Genomic DNA, 12,277 nt, shown 5'->3' with positions numbered 1-12,277 from the left:
TGTGCGGGTGCATGATGAAGATATCGACGTTCTCGCAGGCCTTGCAGCCTTCGATCGCAGCCGAGCCGGTATCACCGGAGGTCGCGCCCATGATCACCACGCGCTCACCGCGCTTGACCAGGAAGTAGTCCAGCAGGCGGCCCAGCAGCTGCAGAGCAAAGTCCTTGAACGCCAGGGTCGGGCCGTGGAACAACTCCATTACCCACTCATTGCTGTCCAGCTGACGCAGCGGCGCGACCGCCTTGTGCGCAAACACACCGTAGGTGTCTTGCAGAATCTGTTTGAAGTCCGCATCCGGGATGCTGCCGGTGACGAACGGACGCATGACGTTGAACGCCAGCTCGTGGTATGGCAAACCGGCCCAGGACGCGATCTGCTCCTGGGTGAAACGCGGCAGGTTCTCGGGAACATACAGACCGCCGTCGGATGCCAGACCGGCCAGCAGCACGTCTTCGAAGTTGAGGGCCGGAGCCTGGCCACGGGTACTGATATAGCGCATTACAAAACCCTTCAGGTTTTGGCTTGAAGCCGACACGGCACAGGCCAGTGTCGGCTTCAGCTCGGATTAGTCCAGTTGTTCCACGCGGATCCGCATCAGCGGGCCGGCGATATCCTCGAGCGACTCCAGCGCGGCAATCGCGTCATTCATGTTCTGCTCGCGCACGCGGTGAGTCAGCAGAATCATCGGCACCAGGCCATCCTGCTCTTCGACGTCCTTCTGCATGATGGACTCGATGTTGATGCCGCGCTCGGACAGGATGGTCGCGACCTTGGCCAGCACGCCCGGGCGATCCTGCGCGTGCAGGCGCAGGTAGTAGGCCGTTTCAACTTCATCAACCGGCAGGACTGGCAGATCCGACAGCGCATCGGCCTGGAACGCCAGGTGCGGCACGCGGTTGGTCGGATCGGTAGTCAGGGTGCGAACCACGTCGATGATGTCAGCAACAACAGCCGAAGCCGTCGGTTCGGCACCAGCACCGGCACCGTAATACAGCGTGGAGCCAACGGCGTCGCCGTTAACCATCACCGCGTTCATCACACCGTTGACGTTGGCGATCAGACGATCAGCCGGAATCAGGGTCGGGTGCACGCGCAGCTCCACGCCCTGCTCGGTGCGGCGCGCCACACCCAGATGCTTGATGCGGTAGCCCAACGCCTCGGCGTAGTTCACGTCAGCCGTGGTCAGCTTGGTGATGCCTTCGGTGTAGGCCTTGTCGAACTGCAGCGGAATACCAAACGCGATGGACGCCAGAATAGTCAGCTTGTGCGCCGCGTCGATACCTTCCACGTCGAAGGTCGGATCGGCTTCGGCATAACCCAGCGCCTGCGCTTCGGCCAGCACGTCTTCGAAGGTACGGCCCTTGTCACGCATTTCAGTCAGGATGAAGTTGCCGGTGCCGTTGATGATGCCCGCAACCCAGTCGATGCGGTTGGCAGCCAGACCTTCACGCAGTGCCTTGATGATCGGAATACCGCCGGCAACCGAGGCCTCGAATGCCACCATGACGCCCTTGGCGCTGGCTGCAGAGAAGATCTCGTTGCCGTGCACAGCGATAAGCGCCTTGTTGGCAGTCACCACGTGCTTGCCATTCTCGATGGCCTTGAGCACCACGTCCTTGGCCAGGGTGTAACCACCGATCAGCTCGACAATGATGTCGATCTCGGGATTGTTGACCAGTTCGAAGACGTCGTCGGTAACGGGAGTCACGCCCAGGTTGCAGGCCGGGTTGGGATGCCGGGTTGCAATCTGGGCCACCTCAATGCCACGCCCAGCACGCCGGGCAATCTCCGTCGCGTTGCGCTGCAGAACATTGAAGGTGCCACCGCCGACGGTGCCCAATCCACAAATACCTACTTTGACCGGTTTCAAACTTTGGTCCCTACCTGGTTGTTAGTCGATTACGTGAAAACGCGCCGACGAGTGACTCGCCAGCGCGGTTATTATTGATTCTCCAGCGCGATAGCCGCGAGCTCGGCTGCAGGCTGATATCCGGGGATCAATACCCCGTTAGCCATGAAGATCGCCGGTGTACCCTGCACCCCTACCTGCTGACCCAGCTCATACTGACGCTCGACCGGGTTATCGCAGCTAGCCGGTGCAACGGCACCACCCTGCTTGGCTGCGGTCATCGCCGCCTTGCGATCATCTGCGCACCAGACCGACTGCATGACACTGGCAGCCCGGGACTGCATGCCACCGCGCGGGAAGGCAGCGTAGCGTACCTCGATACCCAGATCATTCAGTTGCTCAACCTCGTTGTGCAGCTTGCGGCAGTAGCCACAGTCAACATCGGTAAATACCGTGATGTGGGTCTTCGGCTGCTCGGGCGCAAACACAATCAGTTCCTGCTGTGGCAGGGCGTTGATTACGGCGCCGATGTTACGCGCTTCGGCGATAGAGGTAAGGTTTCGCGGCTTGCCGTCATTGACCTCGATCATCGAGCCCTGAACGAAATACTTGCCGTCTGCACTGGCATACAACACACGGCCACTTTCCAGCTCAACCGTATACAGGCCGGCCACTGGTGATTCGCTCACCGCCTTGACCGGCACATTGAAATTCATTGTCTTCAGAGCGTCCCGAATAGCCTGATCCGGATTCGCCATGACCTGTGTCGCCGCCAGGGCCAGTATGGCGGCCAGGCCGATTTTCAGTCGCATAGTCCACTCCTTTTGAAGACCGCAAAGCTTACCACGAATAAACGAAACGCTGACCAATTCCACAAGCCCCGCCGGACGTTCAGCTCTACCCGAATGCCATTACCCTCGGGGATGATGCTGCGCATGCAGATCATGCAATCGCTGCCGCGCGATGTGGGTATAGATCTGCGTGGTAGACAGATCACTGTGCCCCAGCAGCATCTGCACCACCCGAAGATCGGCGCCGTGATTCAGCAAATGGGTGGCGAAAGCATGACGCAACGTGTGCGGGGACAGCTCGCTGCGAATACCCGCGGTCAATGCATGCTGCTTGATCCGATGCCAGAAGGTCTGACGTGTCATCATGCGCCCCAACCTGCTGGGGAACAGCACATCACTTGGCTTGCCCGCCAACAGCGCCACCCTGGCCGCAGCCAAATATTGCTCCAGCCAGAGCATCGCCTCTTCCCCCAGGGGGACCAGGCGCTCCTTACTGCCCTTGCCCGTCACCCGCACCACACCCTGACGCAGATTAAGCTGATCCAGCCGCAACCCCACCAGCTCACTGACCCGCAATCCTGTGGCATACAGCACTTCCAGCATGCAGCGATCACGCAGCCCCAGACTGTCTTCAGTATCCGGCGCAGCCAGCAGGCGCTCGATATCAGCCTCGCTCAGTGACTTGGGCAGCGGCCTGCCGATCTTCGGCATGGCAACATCGCGGGTCGGGTCCTCGGCAATCAACTGCTGACGGAGCAGATAACGATAGAAACTGCGCACGCAGGACAGCAGTCGGGCACTGGAGCGAGCCTGATAGCCGGCACTCAGGCGCCAGCCAAGATGCGCCATCAGATCGGCGCGCGACAGCTGCAACAATCGGCTGCGCCGTTGCCCCAGCCAGCCGGCCAACGTTCGCAGGTCGGTGCGGTAGGCGCTGCGGGTATGCTTCGACAAGCCCTTTTCTAGCCAAAGACTGTCCAGAAACTGATCGATCAGTTGCTGATCCGTATCATTGACCGGCATCGGCGCAACATCAGGCATAGGTTTGACTCGAGTGGACGGGCGACCCGTCGATTAAAAACACTCAGGCACAAAAAAGCAGCCCTCAGGCTGCTTTTTTGTTGGTCAGGCGTCCGATCAGGACAGCTTTTCCTTGATGCGAGCTGCCTTACCAGACAGAGCACGCAGGTAGTACAGCTTGGCCTTGCGAACGTCACCGCGACGCTTGACAGAGATGCTGTCGATCAGCGGGGAGTAGGTCTGGAAAGTACGCTCAACGCCAACGCCGCTGGAGATCTTGCGAACGGTGAAAGCAGAGTTCAGACCACGGTTACGCTTACCGATAACCACGCCTTCGAAGGCCTGCAGACGAGAGCGATCGCCTTCCTTAACCTTGACCTGGACGATTACGGTATCACCCGGTGCGAACGCGGGGATTTCCTTGGACATCTGTTCAGCTTCAAGCTGGGCAATAATATTGGACATCTTGCTTCTCCTGCACAGGCCGTCGGACCTGTATCAATGGTTATCGGTTTCCTGCTCGCGGATGTATTCCGCCAACAGCTGTTGCTGTTCTTTGCTCAACTCCAGCTCTTCGAGCAACTCTGGCCGACGTTGCCAGGTTCGACCCAAAGACTGTTTGAGGCGCCAGCGCCGGATTAACTCATGGTTACCACTGAGCAGCACCTCCGGAACGCGCTGCCCATCAAACTCTTCCGGTCGGGTGTAATGTGGGCAATCGAGCCATCCCGCCGAAAAGGAATCTTCTGCCGCGGAATCCGCATGTCCCAGCACTCCGGGAATCAAGCGAGTCACCGCGTCCAGGAGCACCATGGCTCCCAGCTCGCCACCGGACAACACGTAGTCGCCGATGGAGATTTCCTCATCTACGCAGCGATCGATGATGCGCTCGTCGATGCCCTCGTAGCGCCCGCATAACAGCACAATGCTGTCTAGCTGCGCCAGCTGTTCGACGCGTTTCTGCGTCAGAGGCTGCCCCTGCGGAGACAGGTAAATCACCCGCGGGGTGGAGGGAGCCTGCTGGCGGATGGCATCAATTGCCTCCAGCAGCGGCTCGACCTTCATCAACATTCCGGGACCACCGCCGAAGGGGCGATCATCCACCGTGCGATGACGGTCATGTGCATGTTCACGCGGGTTACTGAAAGCGACTTCCAGCTGCCCTCGCTTGACCGCCCTGCCGGTAACACCGGATTCGGTCAGCGCCGCGAACATCTCGGGAAACAGGGTAATGACACCGGCCCACACCGGTCAGAACTCCGCATCCCAGTCAACCTGCATGACTTTCGTCTCCAGATCGACCTTGACTACAAACTGGCCCGGCAGATAAGGCAACAGACGTTCACGCTGGTCAACACTGCCTTCGCAGGGCTTGACCACCATGACATCGTTGGAGCCGGTCTCGAGCAGGTGATCCACCTTGCCGAGCAGCTGCCCTTCCAGGTTTACAACCTGCAGGCCTTCCAGCTGATGCCAGTAAAAATCGCCGTCCTCGAGCTCGGGCAGTGCGTCAGACGCAATACTGATCTCGAAGTTGACCAATTCCTCGGCCTTGTTGCGGTCGTCTATCCCCTTGAGGTTGACCACCAGCACGCGTCCTTGGACGCGACCACCGAGAACGGACACTGTGCGCTGCTCGGCGCCCCGATTCAGGGACCACTCCGCATAGTCGAGCACATTGTCCAGCGGGTCGGTATGGGAATAGACCTTTACCGCCCCACGCACCCCATGAACCGAAACGATCTTGCCGAGTACAACCCGTTGGGCCCCGGCCGGCTCAGGAGTATTGGCCATATCAGGCAGCAGCCTGACCAGCTTCCTTCAGCAGAGCTGCAACGCGATCAGAGGGCTGTGCACCCTGGCTCAGCCAGTACTGGACGCGCTCTTCGTTCACGGACAGACGCACTTCACCGCCAGTGGCTACCGGGTTGAAGAAGCCTACGCGCTCAACAAAACGGCCATCGCGAGCGTTGCGGCTGTTGGCAACGGTCAGATGATAGAAGGGGCGCTTCTTGGAGCCACCACGAGCAAGACGAATGGTTACCATGTCGACATCGTTTCCTGTGTTTGAGTATCGCTACTTAATCGTTTGCGGGCGTGCAGCTGAAAACGCATACACCTATAGCCCGAAAGGTCGCGTATTCTACGGAATATCCCGACCAATGAAAACTCTTTTTTCAGCCACAACCGGCACCGCCGGTCAGCTGCTGGGTGCGCTACGTAGAGTCACACCGTCAAACCAAGCGCCCAGGCGTGCAGACGCAAGCCTGGGCGTCAGATCAAAACCGCGGCATTCCGCCACCCGGGGGCAGCATCCCGCCTCCGCCGCCCATGCCACCCATACCACGCATCAGCTTGGCCATACCGCCCTTGCCCGCCACCTTCTTCATCATCTTCTGCATCTGCTTGTGCTGCTTGAGCAGACGCCCGATGTCCTGAATCTGGGTGCCGGAACCGGTGGCAATACGGCGCTTGCGCGAGCCACTGATCAGATCAGGGTTGCGACGCTCAGCCGGCGTCATCGAATTGATGATCGCCTCCATGCGCTTGAACTGCTTGGCTGCCTCGGTCTGCGCTGTTTCCATCTGGGCGGCGTTGATCTTGCCACCCATCATCGGCAGTTTTTCCATCATTGAGCCGAGACCGCCCATGGCGTTCATCTGCTGCAGCTGGTCGCGGAAGTCTTCGAGATCGAAGCCCTTGCCCTTCTTCAGCTTTTTGGCGAGTTTCTCGGCCTTGTCCTTATCGATCTTCTGCTCGGCCTGTTCGATCAAGCTGAGCACGTCACCCATGCCCAGAATGCGCGAGGCAACCCGGTCCGGGTGGAATACTTCCAGGGCATCGATCTTCTCGCCCATACCGAGGAACTTGATCGGCTTGCCGGTGATATGACGCACCGACAGTGCGGCACCACCACGGGCATCACCATCAACCTTGGTCAGGATCACACCAGTCAGCGGCAACGCCTCGTTGAAGGCCTGCGCAGTGTTGGCGGCATCCTGACCGGTCATGGCGTCAACCACAAACAGGGTTTCTGCCGGTTTGGCCGCGGCATGCACCTGCTTGATCTCGGCCATCATCTCGTCATCGACGTGCAGACGACCAGCGGTATCGACGATCAGCACATCCATGAAGCGGTTCTTCGCCTCACGCAGCGCGGCTTCGACAATCGCTACCGGCAGCTGATCAGCGGAGGACGGAAAGAACTCGACCTGTACATCAGTAGCCAGCGTCTCGAGCTGCTTGATCGCCGCCGGACGATATACGTCGGCGCTGACCACCATGACCTTTTTCTTCTCGCGCTCACGCAGCGTCTTCGCCAGCTTGGCTACGCTGGTGGTCTTACCAGCACCCTGCAGGCCAGCCATCAGAATCACCGCCGGCGGGCTGACCGCCAGGTTCAGCCCTTCGGACTGCCCCATGACCGCTTCCAGCTCGGACTTGACGATCTTGACGAAGACCTGGCCAGGCGACAGGCTGCGCGACACTTCGGTGCCCACGGCACGCTCACGCACCTGATCCACAAAGGTTTTGACTACTGGCAGCGCAACGTCGGCTTCCAGCAGCGCCATGCGCACTTCGCGCAGGGTGTCCTTAATGTTGTCTTCAGTCAGCTTGGCCTGACCTGTCACACCGCGAAGGCTGTGCGACAGGCGCTCGGTAAGATTCTCGAACATGATGCTTTCTCCCAGGGCGGGCCCGTTTCAGCCCGGCCGCCATTTCAGCGGCGCAGTATACCCCGCACACCCCGCACAGGATAGGGAACGCCGGCAGACGCTTTCACCCGGACGCGGCTTATGCCACACTGCGGCTTTGTTGATAATCGCTCGCAAGGACGTATGACAGCCCTCGCTCCCAGTCTGTTGGCCGCCGGTTTCTACATCAGCGGCATCCTCTATCAGATGCACTGCCTCGGCAAACGTCTGGCCGTCAACGCCAGCCTGTTGCGCGCTATCGGGCTGATTGCCCTGATGGCGCACGCCGTCAGCCTCTACATCCAACTGACCACTCCCCAGGGCTTCGCGCTCGGCCTGTTCAACATCGGCTCGCTGATTTCCTGGCTAGTCGTGGCGGTTACCCTGGTGTCGAGCTTCCGCGCACCCGTTACCAGCCTGCTGCTCGGCCTGTATCCGCTTGCCTTGATTACGGGGCTGCTGGCGGGCTTTTTCCCTGAGCAAGGCACCACGCTGCCAACCGACCAGGACGGACTGCTGGTGCATATTCTGCTGTCGGTCCTCGCTTACGGCATTTTTACCATCGCTGCGTTCCAGGCAACGCTGCTGGCAGTTCAGGACTACCAGCTCAAGCACAAGCACCCGACCCGCTTCATTCGTACCTTCCCGCCACTGCAGACCATGGAGCAGCTCTTGTTCCAGTTTCTGCTGTGCGGTGAGATCCTGCTGACCCTGGCGCTGATCTCCGGCTTTGTCTTTCTGGAGAACATGTTTGCCCAGCACCTGGCCCACAAGACACTGCTGTCATGCCTGGCCTGGGTGGTGTTTGGCATTCTGCTGTGGGGCCGCCACTTCCGCGGCTGGCGCGGCAGCAACGCAATCCGCTGGACGCTCGCCGGTTTTCTGCTGCTGATGCTGGCCTATTTCGGCAGCAAGCTGGTACGCGAGCTGCTGCTAGCTGCGTGACCTTTCTACTACCTGTCTGAGGCAAGCCCTTGAACGAATCCCATACTGGCCTGCTGCTGATCTTGCTGGTGGTATTGATTGTGCTGTCGGCGTTTTTCTCCAGCTCCGAAACCAGCATGATGAGCCTCAACCGCTACCGGCTGAAGCACCTGAGCAAAGAAGGCCACCGCGGTGCCCGCCGCGCGTCTCGCCTGCTGGACCGCCCTGATCGCCTGCTCGGCACCATTCTGGTCGGCAATAACATCGTCAACATCCTGGCCGCTTCCATCGCTACGGTTGTTGCCGTGGATATCTGGGGCGAAGCCGGGATCGCCATCGCCACCATGATCCTGACTGTTGTGGTACTGATCTTCGGCGAGATCACCCCAAAGACTCTGGCCGCCCTGCGTCCCGAGCTGATTGCGTTTCCGGCCAGCGTTATCCTCTCCGCCCTGCAGCGGCTGCTCTATCCCGTGGTCTGGGTCTGCAGCGCCATCAGCAACCAATTACTGCGCCTGCTTGGGGTCAATCCGCATGACAAGGATGGCGACCAACTGACCACCGAAGAGCTGCGCACTGTCGTTCGCGAGGCCGGACTGGGCATCACCCGCAGCCGCCAGAACATGCTTTTGGGCATCCTTGACCTGGAAAAGATGACGGTTAACGACATCATGATTCCGCGCAACGAGGCCGTCGGCATCGATCTGGATACCGACATGACTGCCATCAGCCATCAGCTGCGCACCTGTCATTACACCCGCCTGCCGGTCTACCAGGGCGACATCAACAATGTCACCGGCATTGTCCACATGCGCTCAATCGCACGTCTGCTAAGCCGCGGCGATCTGACCAAGGAAGCACTGATCGGCGCCTGCAAGGAGCCCTACTTCATCCCGGAAAGCACGCCGCTGCACACGCAGCTGTTCAACTTTCAGAAGCAGAAGCGCCGCATCGCCATCGTCGTCGACGAGTACGGCGACGTCATCGGCCTGGTTACCCTGGAGGATATTCTTGAAGAGATCGTTGGTGACTTCACCACCGAGATGCTCAGCCTCAGCCAGGACATCCACCCGCAGACCGACGGCACTTACGTCATTGACGGCAGCGCTGCCATCCGCGACATCAACCGCCACCTGCACTGGAAGTTGCCCGCCGACGGCCCCAAAACCCTCAACGGCGTGATTACCGAGCAACTGGAAACCATCCCGGAGACTGCCGTCTGCCTGACCACAGGCGGGTACCGCATGGAAATCCTGCAGACCAAGGACAACATGGTGAAGAGCGTGAAGGTGTGGGAACGAGCGCTGGATCAGGCGACCCAGCACCAACCAGCCCAGGCCGATCAGAATCCCGACGAAGACAACTGACGCACGATGCCCGCCGCCCATTGCTGGTAACCGGCGGCGGACGGGTGATAGCCGTCGCGGGCCAGATAGATCGGCTCGAACGGCATATCCAGCGACAGATAGCGCGCACCACTGTCATTTGCCACCCGCTGCAGATCCCGGTTCATCAAGCCTGCCCGCAGACCAAACCAGCCACGCAACGGTTGCGGTAGCGCGCGAAAATGGCCCAGCGGCGGCACTTCGGTCAGCATCACCTGACCAGAGCACCGCCCCAGTTGTTGGATAATTTCCTGCAGATTGCGCCGCCAGCGCGGCCTTGATGTGAGATGGGTCGTGTCATTGACGCCGAGTACGATCAGCGCCAGATCCCACTGCTGCTCAACAACCGGTGGCAGCAAATCCTCAATGCAATCAGCAGCAACCGCGCCGTTGCGACCCGACGCCTGCCATTGCACTGCACGCCCCAATTGTTGCGACAGCTGAATGGCCAGCTGCCCGGCAAGCGCCTGCTCCTGATGCTCTACGCCAACGCCCGCGACCGTCGACTCACCTAAGAGAAGCAGCCTGAGCGGCTGCTCCAGAGAACCATCGGGCGCTTGCACCACGCCTTGCCATGGCGGCTGCGCATCCGGCAGGCGCAGCGCCGTGCGTTTGACCCAGATCGCTTGCGGCAGCAACAACGGTAAGGCTGGTGCTGCCAGATACCACCAGCGACTCAGAGTTTGACCTCAACCGCAGACGCCGAGCGCACTGCCTTGGCAACCGCCGCTTCGATCGACTCATCACGCGCCAGCGCCACACCCATGCGGCGCTGGCCATCGACTTCCGGCTTGCCGAACAGACGCAACTGAGTATCGGGCTCCTTGAGCGCAGCAGCCAGATTGCCGAAACTAACGTTGGCTGACTGCCCTTGCACCAGCACCACAGCCGATGCAGACGGGCCAAACTGACGAGTCACCGGAATCGGCAACCCCAGAATGGCGCGCGCGTGCAGGGCAAATTCGGACAGATCCTGAGAAATCAGGGTAACCAGCCCGGTATCATGCGGGCGCGGTGAGACTTCGCTGAACCAAACCTGATCGCCTTTAACAAACAGTTCCACACCAAATACACCGCGGCCACCGAGCGCCTCGGTAATAGTGGAAGCGACCCGCTTGGCTTCAGCCAAGGCACCTTCACTCATCGCCTGCGGCTGCCAGGACTCACGGTAGTCACCCGCCTCCTGACGGTGACCAATCGGCTCGCAGAACGAGGTGCCGTCGATATGACGGACGGTCAGCAAAGTGATCTCGTATTCGAAGTCGACAAAGCCTTCAACAATGACGCGCCCCTGACCTGCACGACCGCCAGATTGAGCATACTCCCAGGCCTTGTCGATATCGGCCTGCTCGCGCACCAGGCTCTGCCCTTTGCCCGAGGAGCTCATCACCGGCTTGACCACGCAGGGCATGCCGATGGCAGCAACAGCGGCACGATACTCATCCAGCGTGTCAGCGAACTGGTAGGCAGAGGTCGGCAGACCAAGCGTCTCGGCCGCCAGACGACGGATACCTTCACGGTCCATGGTCAGGCGCGCCGCTTCAGCAGTCGGGACGACGTTGTAGCCCTCAGCCTCCAATTCGACCAGCGTCGCAGTCGCAATGGCTTCGATCTCGGGAACGATGTAGTCAGGCTGCTCTGCTTCGATGACTTCGCGCAGCGCCTGACCATCCAGCATGCTGATGACGTGGCAGCGGTGCGCCACCTGCATTGCCGGCGCATGCTCATAGCGGTCTACCGCGATGACTTCGCAACCCAGCCGCTGCAGTTCAATGGCCACTTCCTTGCCCAGCTCGCCCGAGCCCAGCAGCAATACCCGCGTCGCGTCTTCTGCGTAAGGGGTCCCGATTACCGTCATGCCTGTCTACCTTAAAGAGTTGAATGAGTTGCTGAGCCGATCCACAGCCCCTGCCCGCGCGCCCGCTCCTCGCAGCGAGCCAGCACCTCCCGGCGCTGCTCATCAGACAGCCGCCCCCAGGTCGCGATCTCCATACCGGTGCGTTGGCAGCCGGTGCAGATATCGTTGTCATCCAGCGCGCAGATACTGACGCAGGGTGAGCGAACGGGGGCAGTGCTGTTCATCAGTCTTCCTGTACCTTGAGTTCATCGCGGAAACGTTTGGCGTTCTGCACGTAGTGGGCGGCGCTCAGTTCCAGCATCTTCTTCTGCTGATCGTTCAGCGTCTTGACCACCTTGCCCGGGGAGCCCATAACCAGCGAACCATCCGGGATCTCCTTGCCTTCAGGGATGAGGCTGTTGGCGCCGATGATGCAGTGTTTACCGATCTTCGCGCCGTTGAGCACCACCGCATTGATACCGATCAGGCTGTAATCACCGACCGTGCACCCGTGCAGCATCGCATTATGGCCGACTGTGATGCCTTTGCCGAGGGTCAGCGGCATCCCACTGTCCGCATGCATCACCGCACCATCCTGAACATTGCTGTGCTCGCCGACGGTAATCTGCTCGACATCACCGCGAATCACCGCGCCAAACCAGACGTTGGCGCCAGCCTCCAGCTTGACCTTGCCGATCACTGCTGCGTTCTCGGCGATCCAGGCGTCAGCCGCCATTTCCACCCGATCATTGCCCAGGCTGTACTTCATGCTTCGT

At 60.2% G+C, this 12,277-nt stretch carries 14 protein-coding genes and 1 pseudogene; 2 read left to right on the top strand and 13 right to left on the bottom strand.

All coding sequences use genetic code 11. The annotated features are described in order from the left end of the window. From AAFM31_RS15945 to ffh, 9 genes and pseudogenes are all read right to left on the bottom strand, one after another. A pseudogene (locus AAFM31_RS15945) lies at positions 1 to 499 on the bottom strand (threonine synthase); the annotation flags it as partial. A gap of 66 nt (positions 500 to 565) precedes the next feature. Then, positions 566 to 1,870 carry a homoserine dehydrogenase gene (locus tag AAFM31_RS15940; RefSeq protein ID WP_341708894.1) on the bottom strand — a complete coding sequence of 435 codons (1,305 nt, stop codon included), beginning with the start codon at positions 1,868 to 1,870 and terminating at the stop codon, positions 566 to 568. A 71-nt stretch (positions 1,871 to 1,941) separates the two neighbouring features. Continuing rightward, the gene (gene dsbC / locus AAFM31_RS15935) at positions 1,942 to 2,661 is read right to left on the bottom strand and encodes a bifunctional protein-disulfide isomerase/oxidoreductase DsbC (RefSeq protein WP_341708893.1); all 720 of its coding nucleotides are present in this window, start codon (positions 2,659 to 2,661) and stop codon (positions 1,942 to 1,944) included. Positions 2,662 to 2,760: 99 nt separating this feature from the next. Next, a complete protein-coding gene (gene xerD, locus AAFM31_RS15930; protein ID WP_341708892.1) occupies positions 2,761 to 3,681 on the bottom strand; it encodes a site-specific tyrosine recombinase XerD in 921 nt (306 codons plus the stop codon). Between the two features lie 96 nt (positions 3,682 to 3,777). Further along, a complete protein-coding gene (gene rplS, locus AAFM31_RS15925; protein ID WP_088273285.1) occupies positions 3,778 to 4,125 on the bottom strand; it encodes a 50S ribosomal protein L19 in 348 nt (115 codons plus the stop codon). Between the two features lie 33 nt (positions 4,126 to 4,158). Next, positions 4,159 to 4,908, bottom strand: coding sequence for a tRNA (guanosine(37)-N1)-methyltransferase TrmD (gene trmD, locus AAFM31_RS15920; protein WP_341708891.1), 750 nt, complete (start codon positions 4,906 to 4,908; stop codon positions 4,159 to 4,161). Positions 4,909 to 4,911: 3 nt separating this feature from the next. Next, positions 4,912 to 5,454 (bottom strand): ribosome maturation factor RimM, encoded by a 543-nt coding sequence (gene rimM, locus AAFM31_RS15915; RefSeq protein ID WP_341708890.1) that lies wholly within the window; start codon positions 5,452 to 5,454, stop codon positions 4,912 to 4,914. Position 5,455: 1 nt separating this feature from the next. Continuing rightward, positions 5,456 to 5,707, bottom strand: a complete 252-nt coding sequence (gene rpsP, locus AAFM31_RS15910; protein WP_104736875.1) for a 30S ribosomal protein S16 — start codon at positions 5,705 to 5,707, stop codon at positions 5,456 to 5,458. A 232-nt stretch (positions 5,708 to 5,939) separates the two neighbouring features. Next, entirely contained in the window at positions 5,940 to 7,337 is a 1,398-nt protein-coding gene (gene ffh / locus AAFM31_RS15905) for a signal recognition particle protein (RefSeq protein ID WP_341708889.1), read from the bottom strand. 162 nt (positions 7,338 to 7,499) lie between these two features. On the opposite strand from ffh, the gene AAFM31_RS15900 reads away from it, so the two are divergent. Continuing rightward, a complete protein-coding gene (locus tag AAFM31_RS15900) occupies positions 7,500 to 8,300 on the top strand; it encodes an inner membrane protein YpjD (protein WP_371833046.1) in 801 nt (266 codons plus the stop codon). Between the two features lie 29 nt (positions 8,301 to 8,329). Further along, entirely contained in the window at positions 8,330 to 9,646 is a 1,317-nt protein-coding gene (locus AAFM31_RS15895; protein ID WP_341708888.1) for an HlyC/CorC family transporter, read from the top strand. Here the strand turns inward: AAFM31_RS15895 and AAFM31_RS15890 are convergent. Genes AAFM31_RS15890 through AAFM31_RS15875 form a run of 4 tightly spaced genes read right to left on the bottom strand, consistent with a single transcriptional unit; the run spans position 9,622 to position 12,270 of the window. Next, positions 9,622 to 10,305: an SGNH/GDSL hydrolase family protein gene (locus AAFM31_RS15890; RefSeq protein WP_341708887.1), complete on the bottom strand. Its 684-nt coding sequence runs from the start codon at positions 10,303 to 10,305 to the stop codon at positions 9,622 to 9,624. The genes AAFM31_RS15895 and AAFM31_RS15890 overlap by 25 nt on opposite strands. Before the next feature lie 35 nt (positions 10,306 to 10,340). Further along, positions 10,341 to 11,522, bottom strand: a complete 1,182-nt coding sequence (gene purT, locus AAFM31_RS15885) for a formate-dependent phosphoribosylglycinamide formyltransferase (RefSeq protein ID WP_341708886.1) — start codon at positions 11,520 to 11,522, stop codon at positions 10,341 to 10,343. Between the two features lie 11 nt (positions 11,523 to 11,533). Continuing rightward, complete coding sequence (locus tag AAFM31_RS15880; protein ID WP_341708885.1) at positions 11,534 to 11,746, bottom strand: DUF1289 domain-containing protein; 213 nt, start codon at positions 11,744 to 11,746, stop codon at positions 11,534 to 11,536. Continuing rightward, positions 11,746 to 12,270 (bottom strand): gamma carbonic anhydrase family protein, encoded by a 525-nt coding sequence (locus AAFM31_RS15875; protein ID WP_341708884.1) that lies wholly within the window; start codon positions 12,268 to 12,270, stop codon positions 11,746 to 11,748. The genes AAFM31_RS15880 and AAFM31_RS15875 overlap by 1 nt, the downstream gene beginning before the upstream one ends. Between the last annotated feature and the right edge of the window lie 7 nt (positions 12,271 to 12,277).

Source organism: Halopseudomonas sp. (genome assembly GCF_038130085.1).
In the GTDB taxonomy this organism is placed as follows: domain Bacteria; phylum Pseudomonadota; class Gammaproteobacteria; order Pseudomonadales; family Pseudomonadaceae; genus Halopseudomonas.
Note: the sequence above shows the minus strand (reverse complement) of the source record. Positions and strands in the feature narration are given on the sequence as shown.

Coding starts and splice junctions, on each gene's coding strand:
- AAFM31_RS15880 (WP_341708885.1), bottom strand. CDS start 11,746: ATGAACAGCACTGCCCCCGTTCGCTCACCCTGCGTCAGTATCTGCGCG.
- AAFM31_RS15900 (WP_371833046.1), top strand. CDS start 7,500: ATGACAGCCCTCGCTCCCAGTCTGTTGGCCGCCGGTTTCTACATCAGC.
- AAFM31_RS15875 (WP_341708884.1), bottom strand. CDS start 12,270: ATGAAGTACAGCCTGGGCAATGATCGGGTGGAAATGGCGGCTGACGCC.
- rimM (WP_341708890.1), bottom strand. CDS start 5,454: ATGGCCAATACTCCTGAGCCGGCCGGGGCCCAACGGGTTGTACTCGGC.
- purT (WP_341708886.1), bottom strand. CDS start 11,522: ATGACGGTAATCGGGACCCCTTACGCAGAAGACGCGACGCGGGTATTG.
- dsbC (WP_341708893.1), bottom strand. CDS start 2,661: ATGCGACTGAAAATCGGCCTGGCCGCCATACTGGCCCTGGCGGCGACA.
- xerD (WP_341708892.1), bottom strand. CDS start 3,681: ATGCCTGATGTTGCGCCGATGCCGGTCAATGATACGGATCAGCAACTG.
- rplS (WP_088273285.1), bottom strand. CDS start 4,125: ATGTCCAATATTATTGCCCAGCTTGAAGCTGAACAGATGTCCAAGGAA.
- ffh (WP_341708889.1), bottom strand. CDS start 7,337: ATGTTCGAGAATCTTACCGAGCGCCTGTCGCACAGCCTTCGCGGTGTG.
- rpsP (WP_104736875.1), bottom strand. CDS start 5,707: ATGGTAACCATTCGTCTTGCTCGTGGTGGCTCCAAGAAGCGCCCCTTC.